Here is an 18446-nt window from a genome sequence, read left to right on the forward strand (position 1 = left end):
CGACAATGTTTTTACAAAAAGGCCGCTTCTGCTAGACAGAGGCGGCCTTTTTATTCGTACCTATTCAGCCCTTGTAGTTGAGCAAGCCAGGGACTGGCCCAACTTATTTCTCCGGGTTCAGGTGGCGGCCGGTCGCCGCAGCCGGGCTTATTTCGTATCAAGAATTCATGCTGCCTCGCACTCCACTGCTCACGTCGCGCCTTTGCATGCGCCCCTACGAGCTGACCGACGCGCCCGAGTTCTTCGCCCTGCTCGATGGCGACCGCGGCCGCTTTCGCACCTCCTTTCCCGACCGCCTCCAGGCCGTGCGCACCCTCCCCGACGCCACCGTGGCCCTGCGGGCCTTTGCCGACGACTGGCGCACGGGCCGCTTCTACGTATTTGGGCTCTGGCATCGTGCCCACGGCACTTACCTGGGCGATATCTGCATTATGCCGCAGTCCAAGGGCCAGGCCGAAATTGGCTACTACCTCGCCGCCGCCGCCGAAGGCCACGGCTACGCCCGGGAGGCGCTGGCTGCTGTGGTGCAGTTTGGCTTTGGTGCGCTGGGCAGCCAGCGCCTGCTCATTCGCTGCTACGCCCAGAACGCGCGGGGCCAGGCCGTGGCCCGCGCCGCAGGCTTCCTGCCCGAGCCTCAGCCTAGGCGCCCGCTCTGGTTCCGCAACGCTGACGCGGTGGGCAACATCCAGCGCTTTGTGCTGACGGCTGCGGGCCGGCTGGCGTGAGGCAGCGTTTCGTTGGGCGGATTCTGAGCTAAAGCGTAGTATTACTGCGCCACGCGCACGCGTTTGGCCGCGTTGCCCAGCAGCCAGTCCTGCCGGAAATTCAGGTACATGCCGAAAGAATAGTCCAGCAGCTTGGCATTGAGGTCGAACAGCGGCTCCACCCGGGCCGTGAGCGAGGCCGCGTCGGAGATGCGGAAGTCGTGCAGCAGCCGCAGCATCACAATCTTGCGTTTTGGGTCCACAAAGTCCGGGTTCGACACGGTGCGCGAGGCGCTCTGGTACAAGTCGCCCCCGAGCGGCGAGATGAAGCGCGAACCCTGCCAGTAGCTCAGCATCACATCGGCGTAGCGGGTTTCGAGGGTGGCGTTCAGGTACAGGGCCCGGCCGTAGCGGAAGGGAAACTGGCCCTTCGTGAAGGAGTAGTCCTGGTAGCCGAGCACGTAGCCGTTGAGCCGCACGGCCTGCACAGTGGGCCCGGCCAGACGGTGCCGTGCTTCCAGCCCCAGGGCCTCGTTGAACACCGTTTGCAGGGGCTTGTCGAGGGTATCAATCTGCCCGCCGTGGTGGATGGCCGTGAACTGAAACGGCACCGCCACCTCCCAAGGGCTGCCATCGCGGCTGAGGCGGTAGTTGCTGCTGATGCCCCCCGCCACTTCTTCCTGGTAGTTGCTATAGCGGTACTGCTGGCGCTGCCAGTCCACCCACTGGTCTACAAACAGCCGGGTGCCCTGGTAGCGCACCTGGATGCCTTCCTCTAGCGGGTTGAGCATGGCCCGCTCGAAGTTGAACATTGGCTCGATGTAGTTGTGGGCCAGATGGGGCCGGATGTTGCCCAATATTATCTGCTGCTTGCCAGTGGTCCAGGTGGCCCGGAACGTGGGCCGCACCTGCTGCAAGACCGGGTTGCCGAAGTCCTTCCACAGAAACACGCCGCCTTCGAGGCGCAGGTCTTTGATGGGGTAATAAACAAGCTGCGGATTGAGCTGCGTGCCGTAGAGCGTGTAGCCGTCGACGATTTTGTTGAAGTACTCGTTGTCTTTAAAGAAAACGAAGGCGTTGAGCGAAATCCTTATGTCGCCGGCCTTGGCGGGAGCATGAGAACGCAAGGAATTTACAGTCGCCGAATCAACCTCTTTTCCTTGTTTACTGTACAAGGCATCGGATTCTGTTTTGGTTTGAGGCCACTGGGCAGGAGGACTAATAAAGGCCCGATTATCCAGTTGCGCCCGCGCTTCTCCCACTGTAATTAGCACACCTACAAGGGCAACTAAAATTTTTAGATAATTCGCCATATATTTCTGCTTTCAACGGCACGAAACCGCTGAGCATTGTGTTAGAAAAAGCCGACGTAAAAGGGCTTCTTCGTAGTCCTAACCAAGGAATAGTTTTATTCGATTGCGACGGCACCAAAACCCTTAACTTTACCAAACCTAATTCCTTTTTCCTATCCCCATGGCAGTAGCTACTGACAAAGCTTCAAAAGCGGACAAGGCCGAGACCAACGTCGCGGCCGAAAAAATGAAAGCCCTCCAGCTCACTCTTGACAAGCTGGACAAAGCCTATGGCAAAGGCACCGTGATGAAGCTCAGCGACAACAAGGTTGGCGACATCCCGAGCATCAGCACCGGTTCGCTCTCGCTCGACATTGCCTTGGGCATTGGCGGCGTGCCCCGTGGCCGCGTGGTGGAAATCTACGGCCCGGAATCGTCGGGTAAGACCACCCTCACGATGCACATGATTGCCGAGGCGCAGAAGAAAGGCGGCATGGCCGCGTTCATCGACGCCGAGCACGCTTTCGACAAATCCTACGCCGAGAAACTCGGCATCGACACCACCAACCTGCTCATTGCTCAGCCCGATAATGGTGAACAAGCGTTGGAAATCGCCGACCAGCTGATTTCCTCGGGTGCCATCGACATCATAGTGATTGACTCCGTGGCCGCCCTCGTGCCGAAAGGCGAATTGGAAGGCGACATGGGTGACTCGAAAGTGGGCCTGCACGCCCGCCTCATGAGCCAGGCCCTGCGTAAGCTCACCGGTACCATCAACAAGACCGGCTGCTGCTGCGTGTTCATCAACCAGCTGCGCGAGAAAATCGGTGTGATGTTCGGCTCGCCCGAAACCACCACCGGTGGTAACGCCCTGAAATTCTACGCTTCGGTGCGCCTCGACATCCGTCGTATCGGCCAAATCAAGGAAGACAAGGACAACGTGACCGGTAACCGCACCAAGGTGAAGGTGGTGAAGAACAAAGTAGCGCCGCCCTTCAAGGTGGTCGAGTTCGACATCATCTACGGCCAGGGCATTTCGAAAGTCGGTGAGATTGTGGACCTGGGCGTCGACATGGGCATCATCGGCAAGTCGGGTTCGTGGTTCAACTACGGCGACACCAAAATTGGCCAGGGCCGCGAAGCGGTGAAAACCCTGCTGCTCGACAACCCCGAGCTGGCCAATGAGATTGAAGCCAAAATTCGTGCAATGGCGAAGGGCGACGACGATGTCATCCCCGTGGACCTGAGCATCGTTGAAGACGGCGAAGACACGCTGTAAGCGAGTTGAACCTGAATATTCAAAAGCCCGTTGCAATCCGCAGCGGGCTTTTTTACGTCCGTATCTTTACCTGTCTGCAGGCTGGCACTGCGTTTGTCAGGACCGGGTCTGGCTTCTCTTCTTTTTAATCTTATGAACCGCCTTTGGCTCCTCTTTACTCCGCTTGTTTTGTTGCTCTTGGTGGCCATGCAGCCCGCTTTAGGCCCCGGCGACGCCGTTCGGTTTATTCCGCAGTCCAGCTTTGGCCGCGGTGAGGTCATCCGGTACACCGTGCACTACGGCCTCATCAACGGCGGCGAAGCCACGGTAGAAACCGCCGGCAGCCTGGAGCGCGTGAACGACCGGCCCTGCTACAAGGCCACCGTGAGCGGCCGCACCACGGGCTCGTTCGATTTTTTCCTGCGCATCCGCGACCAGTGGCGCGCTTACATCGACACGACCAGCATCCTGCCCCTGCGTTCGCAGCGCGACATTGCGGAGAAGAACTATCGCAAGAAGGAAACCATCAATTACGACCACATCCACGACGTGGCCGAGGTGCAGGACCACGACAAGGACAACCCCAAGCGCACCACCGTGAAAGTGGCCAACAACACCCTGGAGCTGGTGAGCGGCTTTTATTACCTGCGCACGTTCAACTTTGACCGCATGCGGGTGGGTGAAATCATCAAAGTGCCTGGCTACCTCGACGGCGACAACTTCATGCTTGAAGTTGTGTACAAGGGCCGCGAAATTGTGGAAACCAAAGCCGGCGACGTGCACACGTTCAAGTTGGTGCCCAAGCTGCCCAACAACAAGCTCTTCCGGGGCGAAAACGCCATTTCCGTATACCTTTCCGACGACCGCAACAAGATTCCGGTGCTGTTTCAGGCCGAAATGTTCGTGGGGACCGTGAAAGTGGACATGGTGAAGTACCAGGGCCTGAAGTACCGCCTAAACATGGCAAACTAGCTCAATTTCCTTTTGGGAAACGGCAGGTAATCAGCTCACAACTACAAAGGCCCTGGCTCTTAATTGAGCTGGGGCCTTTTATCTTTTTAGGTAGAACGAATTCCAAAGAACATTCGCAGCTAAGCCCAATAACGATTCGTTGGGCTGGTCTTGGGCTGAGCTGGTTAAAGTTGAGCTGCGCCAGCTACACCTACAGCCACACCGCACGTGGGGCGAGCGTTGGTCACATAAACGTAACATAGCCAGGGACTCAGCAATCGGTACTTTTGCAGCACCATTGCTTTGCTTCACTTAAGCCCAATCGCCGTGACTGCTCCCAAATCGCCCGTGTACAAGATTCTCGTGGTCGATGACGACCCGGACATTGTTGAGCTGCTGGAGTTCAACCTGAAGAAAGAAGGCTACCAGACCGCCTCGGCCAGCGACGGCCGCAAAGCCCTGGCCGTAGCCGCCGATTTCCACCCCGACATCATCCTGCTCGATGTGATGATGCCCAACCTTGACGGGATTGCGGCTTGCCGCCTCCTACGCGAGCAGCCCAAGTTCAAGGACACGTACATCCTATTCCTTACGGCCCGGGCCGAAGAATTCTCCGAAGTAGCCGCTTTCGAAGCTGGCGCCGACGATTTTATCGCCAAGCCCATTAAGCCCCGCGCACTCCTCAGCCGCCTGGCCGCCGTGAAGCGCCGCGACCACGACCCCCACGCCGCCGTCGACGCCATCGACATCAACGGGCTGCGCATCGACCGCACCGGCTTTGCCGTGTACCAGGCGGGGCGCAAAATCACGCTGCCCAAGAAGGAGTTTGAGCTGCTGGCGTTCCTGGCGGCCTCGCCCCACAAGGTGTTTAACCGCGAAGAGCTGCTCAAGAATATATGGGGCAACGACGTGTTTGTGCTGGCCCGCACCGTGGACGTGCACGTGCGCAAAGTCCGCGAAAAAGTCGGCGACCACCACATCCAGACCATTAAAGGCGTGGGTTATAAGTTCAACGCCGACTGATTGTCCTTAACCATTTGTCAATTAACATTCGACAGCTCAGCGGGCAGATATTGCTCCCCGCCGTACTTTTCGTGGGCGGAACTCTGGGCTGTTAAAGGATAAATGTTAATTGCTAAATGAAATGAACCTCTCTTCCCGCACCATTGCCATCCTCATTGCGCTACTGGTGGCCGGTGTGCTCACTGCCTATGCCCATTTTGGGCCCATGCTGCCGTTCCGGGAAGCCTTTCTGGCGGCGGGCATCACGGTAGCTGCGTGCTTCTTGCTGGTGTATTTGTCGTTTGAGGCGCTCATTTTTCGGGAAATCAACGGCATCTACGCGGGCCTGGAGCACATCAAGCGCAAGGAGTTCAAGCGCCTGAGCAACAAATTCCTGTTTCGGCCCGAGCCCGTGAAGCGCGTGCGCGATGAAATCCTGCTAATGGCCGAGCGCCGTCAGCAGGAGCTCGACGAACTAGTGCGCCTGCAGGCGCTGCGCCGGGAGTTCCTGGCCGACGTCTCGCACGAATTGAAAACGCCGCTCTTCGCCGCCCAGGGCTTCGTGCACACCATCTTGGACGACGAAGACGACGAAATTGACCTGGCCACACGCCGGAAGTTTCTGAGCAAAGCCGCCGCCAGCCTCGACACGCTCGATGCCCTGGTGCAGGACCTAGTCACCATTGCCCAGCTCGAAAAAGGCGTGGTGCGCATGCGCCGCCAGCGCTTCGACCTGGTGGCGCTGGTGCGTGAGATATTTGAGCTGCTGGAGCAGCAGGCTGCCCGGCGTGGCACGGCCCTCGAGCTGTTTCCGCCCAACCTTCCCGAAACGGGCCTGCAGGTAGTCGCCGACCGTAACCGCATCCGCCAGGTGCTGGTGAACCTGGTTGACAACGCCATCAAGTACGGCCGCGAGCAGGGCCGGGTGGTGGTGGGCCTGGTAGAATCCGGCCGCTCGGTGCGCATTTCCGTGCGCGACGACGGCGCAGGCATCGCGCCGGAGCACCAGTCGCGCATCTTCGAGCGGTTCTATCGCATCGACAAAAGCCGCTCGCGCGAATCGGGCGGCTCCGGCCTGGGCCTCGCCATCAGCAAGCACATTGTGGAAGCCCACAAATCCAGCATTCGGGTAAAAAGTACCATCGGGGAAGGCACGACGCTGGAATTTAAGTTGAGCAAGCCCAAAAGCGGAAACATCAGCCCGCGCGACAAATAGACTGGGCTGCGGCGCGGGTCAAAGCATCAATTCAGCTCAACTAATCCATTGGGCTACCTGAAGCGGTAGCGTTCCGGCGCAAGCGCGGCAGCACGCGGGCCGTACCTTTGGGGCTTCGTATGAAGCTTCCCAATTTTTCCGACCTCGTTATTTTTGAAAACGACGATTACCTCGTCGTTAACAAGCCCCCGTTCCTGGCCACGCTCGACGAGCGGGTGGGCGGCGCGCCCAACATGCTGCGGCTCGCCCGCCAGCACCACGACGACATTCAGGCCGCCCACCGCCTCGACCGCGAAACTAGTGGCGCGCTGGCCTTCGCCAAAAACCCCGAAGCCTACCGCCACCTCGCCATGCAGTTCGAAAACCGCGAGGTGAAAAAGCAGTACCACGCCGTGGTGTGGGGCACGCCGCAGTTCGACAATCAGATTGTGGAGCGCAGCATCGAAAACACGACGCGGGGCAAGGCCCGCCTCGCCTACAAAGGCAAAGCAGCCGAAACGCACTTTACCACGCTCGAGAATTTCACCCGCCACTCGCTTATCCTCTGCGAGCCCGTCACGGGCCGCATGCACCAGATTCGCCTGCACCTCATGTATTTGCAGGCCCCCATCGTGGGCGACACGCTTTATGGTGGGGAAGATTTTTTCCTTTCTTCCCTGAAGAAGAAATTTAATATGAAGGCCGGCGAGGAAGAGCAGCCCTTCATCAAGCGCTTTGCTTTGCACGCCATGCGCCTGCAATTCACGGGGCTGCAGGGCGAAGAAATAGTGGTAGAGGCTCCTTATCCCAAGGACTTCCGAGTGCTGGTGGAAGCTTTGCGGCAGAACCAATAGCCTTGCCTCAGCGCACCCGCTCGAACACGATGATGCGAGTGGTGTCGCGCTCCGGGTGTAGCGGGTGGCGGGGCAGGGAGTCTTGCCACATTTGCCGGAAGCGGGCATCGGCCCGAACCTTATTCAAGTACACGTGGCGCTCTACGGGCGTGTACCAATCATCCCACACCAGAAGGCCGCCCACGGGCAGCGACGCGACCTGCCCGTCTTTATCCAGGACGATACCGGGATGGTCTTTGGGGTCGAAGAAGTTGTTGCGCGTCGCCACGGCCACGTAAGGAAACTCATACGCCAAGGGCCGCGACACGGGGCCATATTTCCGGCGTATCCAGGCCGCCGCACTTTCCACCACTTGCTGGTCAGGCGTCCGTGCAAAATCGTGCTGCCAGGGAAAGTCGCTGCCCGGCTCCACAGCCGGAAACAGCACGGCTGCTACCGCCACCGCGATGCGGATGCGACGCCGGGCGGCCAGCGTCTGCCCCACCCGTGCCACGCCGGCCAGGCCGCTGAGGGCCGCCACGGCAAATAATGGCGTGGTCACGGTAAGCACCCGCGTCAGGCCAAAAGAATTGAACAGCCCTTTGGCCCAGAAAATAGTGTGGGCCCCCACGAACACGACGATGCTTCCGTAAATCAGGAATAGCTCGGCCCGGAACAGCGGGGCCCGGCGGCGCTCGGACCGGAAGCAGTCGAGCAGCATGCGCCCGGCGCCGATAAGCGCGAGGGCCCAAAACACCCGGCCCAGCAGGTAGGGCAGATGAATCCAGAAATGGTCCCAGTCGCCGTGCCCATACACCGACACCGTAGCATAGGGATTGTGGCCAAAAACCCAGCCCAAGTCGCCGAGCACTACCGCGCCCACGGCGCTAAACACTGCATAGCCCAGCAGTAGCAACGGCAAAAACCGCCACTGCCGCTCCCACACGAGGTAGACCGCCCAAATGCCGATGAGCATAAAGCCTTCGGAGCGGACGAAGGGCAACAGGGAAATAAGCGCCGCCGACCACCCAGGCCGGCCCGTAACGGCCAGCGCAACCGAGCCTACCAGCACCAAGCCAAACAGCGGCTCGGTGAGGCCAGAGAACTGAATGAAGAAATAATCGGGCGCGGCGTAGGCGAACAGAATGGCCAATTCCGGCGCAGGCAGGCGCAGGGCCCGGGCCACCACAAACGCGCACCACGCTGACAACGCCACCACTCCGCACTGGAACAGCTTCATGCCCATAAACCCGGCCTGCGCCGGCAGGGAGGCCAGCAGCGTAAACAACGGCTTGGCCCACGAATCCATGTAATTCATGGGGTACTGAAAGGCGTAGCGCGCAAACAGGTAGTGCTGGATGCTGTCGCCCGAATCGTAGGTACTCTTCGTAAGGAACGCCACCACCACCGATATCCCCAGGAATACGGCCAGTAACAGTCGGGCGCGGCCGTTGGAAGCCGAACAATCTGAAATAGGAGCCGTTGGATTCATAAGGAACGAAAGGCCCAAAAGTACGCTTGTGCTCACTTGGCTGCCAGTAGTGCCCAGCTGCGGCGGGGCTTAACTTCGGACGACGACAGAAAAACTACTCGTCCATGTTTGCCTATTTCCCCATAAATCAGTACCTTTGTGTCCGTTTTTCCCGAAGCCGTAGGGGCTTCGAACTCTTATTCAATAGTTTAGCATACCTTTTTTTCGACTCATGGACCACCTGAGCTTCAAGACGACCCACGTCAATAAGGCCAACGCCCAGAAGAGCTGGGTTATCGTAGACGCCAGCGTAGCCCCGCTGGGCCGCGTTTGCTCGCAGATTGCCAACATTCTGCGCGGCAAGCACAAGCCTTCGTTTACGCCCAACTCGGACTGCGGTGACAACGTCATCGTTCTCAATGCCGACAACCTGCGCGTTACGGGCAAAAAAATGACCGAGAAGGTCTACATCACGCACTCGGGCTACCCCGGCGGCCAGAAGCGTCGCACCGTACGCGAGCAAATGAACCGCGACTCGCGCCGTGTAATTGAGCACGCCGTGAAAGGCATGCTGCAAGGCAACAAGTTGGGTTCGGCTCAGTACCGCAACCTGTACGTGTACGCCGGCATGGAGCATCCGCACGAAGCGCAGCAGCCCGTTGCTATCGAACTCAAAAACCTGTAAGCCAACGACGGCTTACGCTTTTATTTTTCCACTAAATGGCAATTACCAACACCTCTGGTAGAAGAAAAACCTCGGTGGCCCGCATTTACATGCAGGCCGGGCAAGGGAATATCACTATCAATGACCGGGACATGAAGTCGTATTTCAGCAACGAGTTGCTGGAAAACGTCGTGAACCAACCCCTGGCAATCCTGGAGCAAGTCGGCCAGTACGACATCAAGGTGAACGTGCGCGGCGGCGGCATTTCGGCTCAGGCCGAGGCTATCCGTTTGGCTATCACCAAGGCTCTGGTTAGCGACAACGAAGAAACCCGTCCTGCTTTGAAGAAGGAAGGCTTTCTGACCCGCGACCCGCGCATGGTGGAACGCAAGAAATTCGGCAAGCGCAAAGCTCGTCGCTCGTTCCAGTTCTCGAAACGCTAATCCAGGAGGAAATATATCATGGCCCAGACTACCTATAAGGACCTGCTCGACGCAGGTGCCCACTTTGGTCACCTCACCCGCAAGTGGGACCCCAAAATGGCGCCGTACATCTTCATGGAGAAGAACGGCATCCACATTATTGACCTCAACAAAACGCTGGTTTCGCTCGATTACGCAGCCCAAGCTATTCGCAACATCGCGAAGAGCGGCCGCAAAATCATGTTCGTAGCCACGAAAAAGCAGGCGCAGGAAATCGTTACGACGGAAGCCGAGCGTTTGAAGATGCCTTTCGTTACCGACCGGTGGTTGGGCGGCATGCTCACCAACTTCGCCACGGTTCGCAAGAGCCTGAAGAAGATGGCCACCATCGACAAGATGGTGAAAGAGAACACGGCCTACGCCGCTCTCGCCAAGCGTGAGAAGCTGATGATGTCGCGTGAGCGCGCCAAACTCGACCGCGTACTCGGTGGTATCGCCGACCTCGGCCGTCTGCCCGCTGCTCTGTTCGTAGTGGACGTGAAGCGCGAGCATATCGCCGTGAAAGAAGCTCACAAACTGGGCATCCCGGTGTTTGCTATCTGCGACACGAACTCGAACCCCGAATTGGTACAGTTCCCGATTCCTGCCAACGACGACGCCTCGAAGTCCATTCAGCTCATCGTGGGCGTGATTGGCAAGGCCATCGAAGACGGCCTGTCGGAGCGCAAAGTTGACAAAGAAGACGCCGAGCGCAAGGAAGCCGACGAGGCTGCCATCGCCGAAAAAACGGCTGCTGACGAAGAATAGTCCCTTCTTAGCTCTTTGAAAAAAGGGAACCTTCGAGTAGCTAGGCTCCGGAGGTTCCCTTTTTCATTTCCCTGAATTCCAACCCAACAAACACAACATCTAATGGCCGCTATTACCGCCGCAGACGTAAACAAGCTCCGCACCATGACCGGTGCCGGCATGATGGATTGCAAAAAAGCCCTGACCGAAGCCGATGGCGACTTCGAAGCTGCCCGCGACATTTTGCGCAAGGCTGGTCAGAAAATCGCTGACAAGCGTGCCGAAAACGAAACGTCGGAAGGCTTTGTAGCCGTGAGCGTGAGCGAAGACGGTACCAATGGCAAGCTGGTGGCCCTGGCCTGCGAAACCGAGTCGGTAGCCAAAGTGGCTAACTTCCGTGAGCTGGTTCAGCGCATCCTTGATGCTGCTGTGCGCACCAACGCTGTTACCAAAGAAGACCTGCTCGCTACCAAAGAAGAGGATGGCCTGACCATTCAGGAGCACATCACCGACCTGATGGGCAAAATCGGCGAGAAGCTGGACCTGACCTACGCCACGCTGACCGCGGAGAAAGTAGCTTCCTACATTCACTCCGACAGCAAGAAAGGCGTACTCGTAGGCCTGAAGAACGTCGGCTCGGCCGACGCTGCTGCCGTAGGCCGCGACGTAGCCATGCAAATTGTAGCCATGAAGCCCGTTGCCGTTGACAAAGACGGTGTGGACTCGGCTACGGTGGAGCGCGAAATTGAAATCGGCAAAGAGCAGGCGCGTGCCGAAGGCAAGCCCGAAGCCATGCTGGAGAAAATTGCCCAAGGCAAGCTGAATAAGTTCTACAAAGAGAACACCCTGCTGAACCAGGAGTTCGTGAAAGACAACTCGCTGACCATCGCCGCCCTGCTCGACAGCAAGTCGAAAGGCATGACGGTTTCGGACTTCAAGCGTGTGGCTATCGGCGCTTAATTGCGTTTAGCCCTTTGATTAAAAAGGCCCGCTGGCATAATGCCAGCGGGCCTTTTTTGTGGATGCACAGTTAAAGCTGGCGCTACTTTCTGCTCAACTGCCATGCCTGTACCCGCGCTTTGGCATTCTCCCGAATATTCATGTAGAACAAGGCATAATCGGCGATGTGGAAAGAGTGGCGCAGTTCGGGGCGGCCGGGGAGCAGAAAGCGGGGGTATCCCCCGGGCTTGGGCGGGGTTATCCAGAGCAGGCCTTTGTGGATTTGGGCATCGGTTACCTGCGGGTCGATGCGCTTGAAGTCCTGGCTGACGCCGCCGCGGTTGAGCGTGGCGGGGGCTAGCAGGGTATCGAGTTTCCAGGTGAGAGGGTTGGTGACGGCAAACGGCTGGAAAGGCAGGTAATCGAAGCTAGTGGCTACGGAATTGTAGGTAATGAAGCAGCCTGTTTCGAGCGAATCGGCGCAGGGACGAATGGTTTGATATTCATCGGGCTTCACCTTAAAGCCGACGAGGTAGGCAGCCACGAGTTGGCGGCGGAGCTTGGGGTTGGTGTCGAAGAACTCGTGCAGCAGGCGGGTGGCGTGGGCCGTGCCCTGGCTATGCCCGGCGATGATGATGGGACGGCCTTGGTTGTAATGGGCGAGGAAGTATTGGAAGGCGGCTTTCACGTCGGCATAAGCCAGGTCCAGGGCAGCCTGGCCATTGGGGGTCTCCTCATCGAAGAAGGAATAGAGCGTGGCCTGGCGGTAGCGCGGGGCATAGATGCGCCCAGCCGCATTGAAGGCGCTAGCCTGGTGGCGGATGGTGCTGCGGTCGGTGAAGCGGTTGAGCTTATTGGCGCTGAGGTCGGCATTCCAGCCTTTGGGCCGGTAAAAAGTGGTGGGGTGAATAAAGAAAACGTCGGCCGCTGCGGCGGCTTGCTCGTCACGCAGGCCGGAGTTTAGGGGCACCGCATCGGCCGAGTCGAGGCGCGTGGGTAGGGCAGCCCAACAGCTATCCAAGGCATAGTTGGGCCCGGTAGCGGGGGTGTACGCCACAAAATCGTGGCGCGGCTTGAGGAGGTTGAGGCAGGAAGCGAGGGGCAGTAGCGGCAGTAAAAACAGAAGCGGGTAGAAGCGGCGGAACATGAATATTAGCACAGGTATAAATCTTATGTAGAAGCTCATGCCTCGCGGCGCGCTGCATGAGCTTCTATTCTATCAATCAAATAGTAGCGGGCCAGTGCTTGAGCTGGCGGGGCTTGCCAGTTTCGTCATACAACAAGCTCATGGGCTCGAGGGGTTTCTCGACGATGTCGGCCAAGCTAATATTCCAGCGATACCACATATCGGCCAGCGTCTGGGTATAGGATGCGTTTTCCCACGGGTTGAACACGGCGCCGGTCACGTCGTCGAGCAGGGCGTCGAACACCAGTTGGGTATCGCCGGGGCGCGGGGTGCGGGGGTAGATGTCGGGCACCACGTGCAAGAGGTGGGCGGCGTAGTACACGCGGGCCTTAAACTCGGCAATCTGCACCGGGTGCAGCGGGCGTTGCGCATCGTGGTATACCTTGCCCATGGCCTGGCCAATCAGCCCAATATCCACCAGGCAGGCCACCAGCACGGTTTTATTAAGCTTGATGCTGAAGACGAGGGTGTTCAGGTCGTCGTCGTACTCGAAGGGGGTTACATCTTCGGCAGGGTCGGCTTCGAGCACGAAAACGGAGCCGGGCACAAAGTCGGCGTACTCGGTGGGCACACGTAGGCCCTGTAGAAGCTGGAAAAACGCCTGAAACCGCCGAACCAACGCGGCGTTTTCCGCCAGGGGGTACTTGGGTTTTATCAGGGGCTCAAATTCATTCAGCAGCTCGGTGATGAACACCCCGTAGAACATTTTGCCCATCCACAAAAACAGCGTTTCGTCGCCCAACGCCCGTAGGGCCTCGGGACCTTGCGCGGAAGCGGTTTCTACTTGCTGTTCGAGGGCTTCGATGCGGGCGCGCACCGCTGGGCTGGCCGGCAGGCGCAGGTCACGCATGAGCACCGTGCGCTGGTCGAGGAGCTGAATGGGGCGGTCGGCCAGGTTGTAGCGGGCTTGCAGCCACTCGGCAAACACGGGAATGGTATCATCGGGGCCTACGGGCTGGCCGCTGAGAAAACACGTCTGGGGGCCAAAACGCATTCCATCGAAGGGGTCGTAGGGAATGAGGTCGGCGGGGGTGAGCTGGGGCATATAAATGAGTAACGCGAACTTAGGAGCTCACGCCGCCGCTCCGACGGACAAATCCGGCGGGCGCGGCGACGCGAACTGCAAAGTTCGCGCTACGGCGGTTACAAAATGGAGCTGGCCGCGGCTAGCGAGACAGCGACGAGCTGGCTTTGATAAGCAGCTTGCTCAAGTTGTGTAGCGGGGTGCTGTAGTCGCCCCCGGCTTCTTCGGCTACTTTGGCCGTTTCGGCGCCGAGAGTAGCGAGTACCTCAGCAATGTCGTGGGCTGGGCTTTTGGCATCCGATAGCAGAAGATTGAGCTGGTGGAGGCCCTGCTTAATCTTGGCTAAGCCCGGACGCTCGGTGGAAGCCAGTACAGCTTCCCAGCGCTCAATCTCGACGCGGCCCTGCGGCCCGGCATTGGTGGGCGTGCTCGCCGTCAGGAAGGTCAGGGTATCGTCGAGGAGAGCGGTATTTTGCTGGTCGCTCACGGCCATGGGCACTTCGGGAGTGGCGGGCGATTGCGGAGTGGTGGCGATGGAATCCATAAAAATTACGAGCTAAGGAGGATATAAGGGGCTATACTAGCGCGGAGACTAAAAAGTTAGCCCCTCTTATTCCCAGGAAGCTCCATAGGCGGCACCGAGGAGCCGCGGGTTACCTTTCCGGCCTGGCTTTGATTAATGCTATCCTTTCATCGTAACTCGTTTACTCCCATGAAAACGTTGTTCAAAACCTTGTTTGTTGCGGCGGCCGTGGCCCTGGGCACCGCTGCCTGCACCGAAACCGATAAGAAGAACGCCGAGGCCACCGCCGAGAGCGCCGCTACCACAGCCGAAACCGCTACCGAATCGGCAGCCGACCGCACCAACGCCAAGCTTGACCGGGCCAGCAAAAAACTGGACGCGGCTACCGAAAAGCTGGAAGCCAAAATGGATGCCGCCAGCGACAAGCTGGACGCTAAAATGGCGAAAGCCGGTGCAAAGATGGACGCCGCCGGAGAGAAACTGGATGCCAAAATGAAGGCCGTAGGTGATGCCGCCGAACGCACGGCTGCCCAAGCCAAAGAAAACGCGAAAGAGGCCGCCAGGAAATAAACATCGGCTCGCATTTCGCTGACAGTCAACATCAGTTCATATCAAGAAAGCCCGTACGCATAGCGTGCGGGCTTTTTGAGAATTGAGCTAAAGTCAGAGTCCTGCTACTTCCTGTAGCACCTCGTAGTACGGCCGCCCCAGCATGCGCGCCCGCAGCCAGGCATAGAAGCTCAGGGCTTGCAGGTCTTCGCGCTGCAGCGGCAGGAAAGTGGGCAAATCGGCTACGCGAGCGGCAAAGGCGGGCCGGCGGGCCGCCGCGGGGTCGTTGATGACGTCGTGCACCAGCTCAAGAAAGCTGAGAATGTAGCGGTAGGGCCCGCCCACCAGCCCAACTTCGGCCGCGGGCGGTAAGGTGGCGTCATCGGCGGCGGGGCAGGGCGCTGCTGCCTCGGCGGGGAACTGCTCCCGTAGGCTGCGCTCGATGGCTTTGAGGCGGCCCAGGGCAATGTCTTCGTGGCCCAATTCGAGTTGAATGAACATTTCGGCCATGTTCTTATTCAGCAGCCATTCCAGTCCCAGCTGCTCCTCGAGCCAGTGGTCGGTGCGGCCGATGCGCAGCAGGGCCTGGTTGGCTTTGCTGAAATTGCCCTCGGCAAAGTAGTGGAACACCAGCTGCAGGCGGGCGGTGAGCTCCTCCACCAGGGGCAGCGCGGGCGTGGCTTTCAGCGCCTGTTCCAGCAAGTCGATGCCCTCCGAGTTGCGGTGGATAAAGCCCAAATTGGCAGCCAGCAGAAAGGTGAAGCGGGGCACAAACTCGGCGTATTTGCGGCCAGAAGATGCCTGCAGTAGGGCGCGCCCCTGCTCCAGGTAGGCGATGGATTGGGCAAAGTGCCGGGAGCGGTACAGCGCGTGCGCCAGCATGTAGAGCAGCCGCAGCTGGTAGCTGCGCTGGGCCGGGGCAAACCCGTGGCGCCGCTCCATGAGCCGGTAGCAGCGCTCGATGTACACGGCAAACGTGGCAAAATCCCGGCGCACAAGCATGGCACTGCGCGCGATGGACATGAGTCGGCACAGCAACGACGGCGAGCGCGCAAAGGCTTCCTGCAGGTCGTACTCGGCCAGGATGTCGTGCATCATGGCATCGAGCGGGGCGGCGGCACGGCCTTTTTTGCGGGCTTCGCGCAGGCGCTGCCGCAGCAGGCTGTCGGCAATGTTGGCCCGCTCCTCTTCGTCGGCCGCTTTTTTGTTGACGTGGCGGCGGGCAATTATCTCCAGCAGCGGCTCGGCGTGCGGGGAGTTGGCGTACTGAATCTGCAGGTTGTACACCGCGTTCAGGGGCTCATACTGCTCGTTGTCGCGGGCCAGCTTTTCGGCCTTGCGCAGCGTGCTCCACGCCAGGCGCGGAATTCCGGCTTCGAACAGGTATTGGGCCAGGGTGAGCTGGCCGCGCACCGAGGCCGCCGCCGTGGTGTCGAGCTGGCGTTGGCGTAGCAGCAGGAAGTCGGTGAGGTGGCGCAGCAGACGCTTGCGCAGCGCGTAGTAGGCCACGGGGTTGGGCTCGTCGGGGTACAGCGCGGCGATGAGCTGGGGGCCAGCAATCTCCTTGGGCTGCACCAGCAGCTCGTACAGGCGGGAGTCTTGCCTGCCGGCGGCTTTGCGGCGCTGCCGCTGAATGAACACGCCAAAATCACGCCGCTCGTCGGGCCCCAGCGTTAAAAGCGTCGTGCGCAAATCGTCCATGCTGGCAAATTACGCTACGGATGCCAGCTGTATACACCGACTCTTTTGTGAACGCGGACAAGCACTTATCAACCGTTGAAATGGGCACAAGCGACCTGCCTTTGCGGCGCTGCTTCGGGACTGGCCGCGACACCCCTTCGAAACCCTACCGGTCTGAACTAGGTAAAAGCGGGTTACCTTTTCACATTCCCGTGATTAAAGTAGAATCTTCACCTTTCTTTCCAATATTATGAAATTCTCGTTCAAAACCCTGCTTGTCCTGTCTGCCTTCGGTGCCTTCGCCACTACTTCTTGCTCCGAGAAGAAGGCCGATGACGCCGCTACCACCACCGAAAACGCCGCTTCCGATGCTGGCAACGCCATGGACAACGCCGTGGACAGCGCCAAAGCCGACATCGCCCGCGAGCCCGGTGATACCGCCGTGGTACGGAACAAGCCCGCTGATAAGGTTATCGAAGAAGTGCCCGCTACCAAGCAGAAGTAAGCCTTCTTAATTTCTTGCAAAAGCCCCGCTACGACCGTAGCGGGGCTTTTTTGTTGGCCTTTAGCCCCGGCAGATTGAAAGTTGAGCTAACCCAGGACTTTGGAATCAAAGTGCAAGAGCAATGTCCCACAATCACAAAAATACGCACTATAATTCAATTACTTATGTACAATAACACCCCATTGCCAAAGTCTAATAGTTGCTAAAATGCGCTGGCATTCGGCATGAGGCGCGCTCACCTTTACGCATCGTCTCATTTAACCCCGTTCCCGATGCGTACCTCTTTACTCTTTGCATTGCTGGGCCTGCTGGCCGGCACCGCGCACGCGCAAGACCTGCTCACCAAGCGCACCGGCGAGGCCGTCTCGGTGAAAGTGGTTGAGATAACCCCTTCCGAAGTGAAGTACCGCCGCGCCGACAACCCCGATGGCCCCCTTATTAGCCTGTGGCGTTCTGATGTGTACATGATTCGCTACGCCAACGGCACGCAGGAGCTGCTCAACGGCAGCCCCACTCTGCCCGCCGCGCCCGTGACTGCCGCACCACCCCTGGCACCCGCCAGCCCAGCCCCCGCAGCGCAAGCCGCCCTGCCAGCCGGCGTGCCCATGGTGGGCAACCAAGACCCCAACGACGCGGTGCTGGCCGAGCCCATCAGCCTCGACGGGCCGCGCGTGGGCTTTACCATCCTCCCGCGGGGGGTGCTGGACAAAGCACACGACAGCGGCACCGACCTCAATCCGTTTATTACGCAGTTTGGCTGGCAGTTCGAGAAGCGGCTGTTTAGGCTCCCCAGCGGCGTGAGTGGGCTGGTAGAATTTGTGCCGCTGGTGGGCGGGCTGGAGCAGGGCCAGTTCCTGCCGAGCCTCAGTGGGCTGGTGGGCCTGCGGGGCGCCAAAGGCTTTGAGTTTGGCGTGGGGCCAAACCTTACGCCCTTGGGCTCCAGCATTGTACTGGCCATGGGCACCTCCATCAAATCCAATGGCGTCAACTTCCCCATTAACCTGGCCGTAGTGCCCGGCGCCAGCGGCGTGCGCGTGAGTCTGCTGGTGGGCTTTAATGCCCGGCACCGGTAGAGGTCGTTGGTGAAAAGCAGGATGCTGTGCCGGAGTGCCAATAAAATTTCGGCATTGCCCAGGCCAGCTCAACCCAACCGGCCGCCGGGGCGTACACTCCCCAGATTTTAAATCCTTCCCACCCACATTTCCTTTCAGTCATGGACCTCAACCAGAATAACCTCAACGACCAGACCGAATTGAAGGCCCGCGGCAACTGGAACCAACTCAAAGGCGAAGCCAAGCAGAAGTGGGGCAACCTCACCGATGACGACCTCGACTACGAAGAAGGCAAACAGGATGAGTGGCTCGGTCGCTTGCAAGAGAAAACCGGCCACGCCGTAGAGGACCTCAAAAAATGGTTCAACCGGACTTTCTAACCCGTGCATTACCAATGAAGTAAGACGCCT

At 59.1% G+C, this 18446-nt stretch carries 20 protein-coding genes; 14 read left to right on the forward strand and 6 right to left on the reverse strand.

Annotation, left to right across the window (positions count from 1 at the left end; translation table 11 throughout):
* Window positions 1-167: 167 nt before the first annotated feature.
* Window positions 168-725 (forward strand): GNAT family N-acetyltransferase, encoded by a 558-nt coding sequence (locus tag LJ738_RS01955; RefSeq protein ID WP_227784648.1) that lies wholly within the window; start codon window positions 168-170, stop codon window positions 723-725.
* 41 nt (window positions 726-766) lie between these two features.
* Here LJ738_RS01955 and LJ738_RS01960 read toward each other — a convergent pair whose 3' ends face one another.
* Window positions 767-1831, reverse strand: a complete 1065-nt coding sequence (locus LJ738_RS01960; protein ID WP_227784649.1) for a hypothetical protein — start codon at window positions 1829-1831, stop codon at window positions 767-769.
* A 346-nt stretch (window positions 1832-2177) separates the two neighbouring features.
* Between LJ738_RS01960 and recA the strand changes: the two genes are divergently transcribed.
* The 5 genes from recA to LJ738_RS01985 all read left to right on the forward strand — a co-directional run bounded on the left by recA (window position 2178) and on the right by LJ738_RS01985 (window position 7256).
* Window positions 2178-3275, forward strand: coding sequence for a recombinase RecA (gene recA / locus LJ738_RS01965; protein ID WP_227784650.1), 1098 nt, complete (start codon window positions 2178-2180; stop codon window positions 3273-3275).
* A 186-nt stretch (window positions 3276-3461) separates the two neighbouring features.
* Complete coding sequence (locus LJ738_RS01970) at window positions 3462-4226, forward strand: DUF3108 domain-containing protein (RefSeq protein WP_227784651.1); 765 nt, start codon at window positions 3462-3464, stop codon at window positions 4224-4226.
* 300 nt (window positions 4227-4526) lie between these two features.
* Entirely contained in the window at window positions 4527-5228 is a 702-nt protein-coding gene (locus LJ738_RS01975) for a response regulator (RefSeq protein ID WP_410779905.1), read from the forward strand.
* Between the two features lie 121 nt (window positions 5229-5349).
* A complete protein-coding gene (locus tag LJ738_RS01980; RefSeq protein WP_227784653.1) occupies window positions 5350-6423 on the forward strand; it encodes a sensor histidine kinase in 1074 nt (357 codons plus the stop codon).
* 119 nt (window positions 6424-6542) lie between these two features.
* Window positions 6543-7256, forward strand: coding sequence for an RluA family pseudouridine synthase (locus LJ738_RS01985; protein ID WP_227784654.1), 714 nt, complete (start codon window positions 6543-6545; stop codon window positions 7254-7256).
* A 7-nt stretch (window positions 7257-7263) separates the two neighbouring features.
* On the opposite strand, the gene LJ738_RS01990 is transcribed toward LJ738_RS01985, so the two are convergent.
* The gene (locus LJ738_RS01990) at window positions 7264-8727 is read right to left on the reverse strand and encodes a hypothetical protein (protein ID WP_227784655.1); all 1464 of its coding nucleotides are present in this window, start codon (window positions 8725-8727) and stop codon (window positions 7264-7266) included.
* Between the two features lie 211 nt (window positions 8728-8938).
* On the opposite strand from LJ738_RS01990, the gene rplM reads away from it, so the two are divergent.
* The 4 genes from rplM to tsf all read left to right on the forward strand — a co-directional run bounded on the left by rplM (window position 8939) and on the right by tsf (window position 11538).
* Window positions 8939-9391 carry a 50S ribosomal protein L13 gene (rplM, locus tag LJ738_RS01995; protein ID WP_068191134.1) on the forward strand — a complete coding sequence of 151 codons (453 nt, stop codon included), beginning with the start codon at window positions 8939-8941 and terminating at the stop codon, window positions 9389-9391.
* A 35-nt stretch (window positions 9392-9426) separates the two neighbouring features.
* Window positions 9427-9813 carry a 30S ribosomal protein S9 gene (gene rpsI / locus LJ738_RS02000; RefSeq protein WP_046246877.1) on the forward strand — a complete coding sequence of 129 codons (387 nt, stop codon included), beginning with the start codon at window positions 9427-9429 and terminating at the stop codon, window positions 9811-9813.
* Between the two features lie 18 nt (window positions 9814-9831).
* A complete protein-coding gene (gene rpsB, locus LJ738_RS02005; RefSeq protein WP_227784656.1) occupies window positions 9832-10599 on the forward strand; it encodes a 30S ribosomal protein S2 in 768 nt (255 codons plus the stop codon).
* Between the two features lie 102 nt (window positions 10600-10701).
* Window positions 10702-11538, forward strand: a complete 837-nt coding sequence (gene tsf / locus LJ738_RS02010) for a translation elongation factor Ts (protein WP_227784657.1) — start codon at window positions 10702-10704, stop codon at window positions 11536-11538.
* Between the two features lie 82 nt (window positions 11539-11620).
* On the opposite strand, the gene LJ738_RS02015 is transcribed toward tsf, so the two are convergent.
* From LJ738_RS02015 to LJ738_RS02025, 3 genes are all read right to left on the reverse strand, one after another.
* Window positions 11621-12664 (reverse strand): DUF3089 domain-containing protein, encoded by a 1044-nt coding sequence (locus LJ738_RS02015; RefSeq protein WP_227784658.1) that lies wholly within the window; start codon window positions 12662-12664, stop codon window positions 11621-11623.
* A 76-nt stretch (window positions 12665-12740) separates the two neighbouring features.
* Window positions 12741-13748, reverse strand: a complete 1008-nt coding sequence (locus tag LJ738_RS02020) for a hypothetical protein (protein WP_227784659.1) — start codon at window positions 13746-13748, stop codon at window positions 12741-12743.
* Window positions 13749-13869: 121 nt separating this feature from the next.
* Window positions 13870-14271 carry a hypothetical protein gene (locus tag LJ738_RS02025; protein ID WP_227784660.1) on the reverse strand — a complete coding sequence of 134 codons (402 nt, stop codon included), beginning with the start codon at window positions 14269-14271 and terminating at the stop codon, window positions 13870-13872.
* A 168-nt stretch (window positions 14272-14439) separates the two neighbouring features.
* Here LJ738_RS02025 and LJ738_RS02030 point away from each other — a divergent pair, with 168 nt between their 5' ends.
* Window positions 14440-14820, forward strand: a complete 381-nt coding sequence (locus LJ738_RS02030; protein WP_227784661.1) for a hypothetical protein — start codon at window positions 14440-14442, stop codon at window positions 14818-14820.
* A gap of 93 nt (window positions 14821-14913) precedes the next feature.
* On the opposite strand, the gene LJ738_RS02035 is transcribed toward LJ738_RS02030, so the two are convergent.
* On the reverse strand, window positions 14914-16500 hold the full coding sequence (locus LJ738_RS02035) for a hypothetical protein (protein ID WP_227784662.1): 1587 nt from the start codon (window positions 16498-16500) through the stop codon (window positions 14914-14916).
* Between the two features lie 229 nt (window positions 16501-16729).
* Between LJ738_RS02035 and LJ738_RS02040 the strand changes: the two genes are divergently transcribed.
* From LJ738_RS02040 to LJ738_RS02050, 3 genes are all read left to right on the forward strand, one after another.
* Window positions 16730-16984, forward strand: coding sequence for a hypothetical protein (locus LJ738_RS02040; RefSeq protein ID WP_227784663.1), 255 nt, complete (start codon window positions 16730-16732; stop codon window positions 16982-16984).
* 272 nt (window positions 16985-17256) lie between these two features.
* A complete protein-coding gene (locus LJ738_RS02045) occupies window positions 17257-18057 on the forward strand; it encodes a hypothetical protein (protein ID WP_227784664.1) in 801 nt (266 codons plus the stop codon).
* A gap of 140 nt (window positions 18058-18197) precedes the next feature.
* Window positions 18198-18416: a CsbD family protein gene (locus LJ738_RS02050; RefSeq protein WP_227784665.1), complete on the forward strand. Its 219-nt coding sequence runs from the start codon at window positions 18198-18200 to the stop codon at window positions 18414-18416.
* The last annotated feature ends 30 nt before the right edge of the window (window positions 18417-18446 follow it).

Origin of the sequence: Hymenobacter plasmatis (assembly GCF_020711255.1) — a bacterium.
Lineage (GTDB): Bacteria > Bacteroidota > Bacteroidia > Cytophagales > Hymenobacteraceae > Hymenobacter.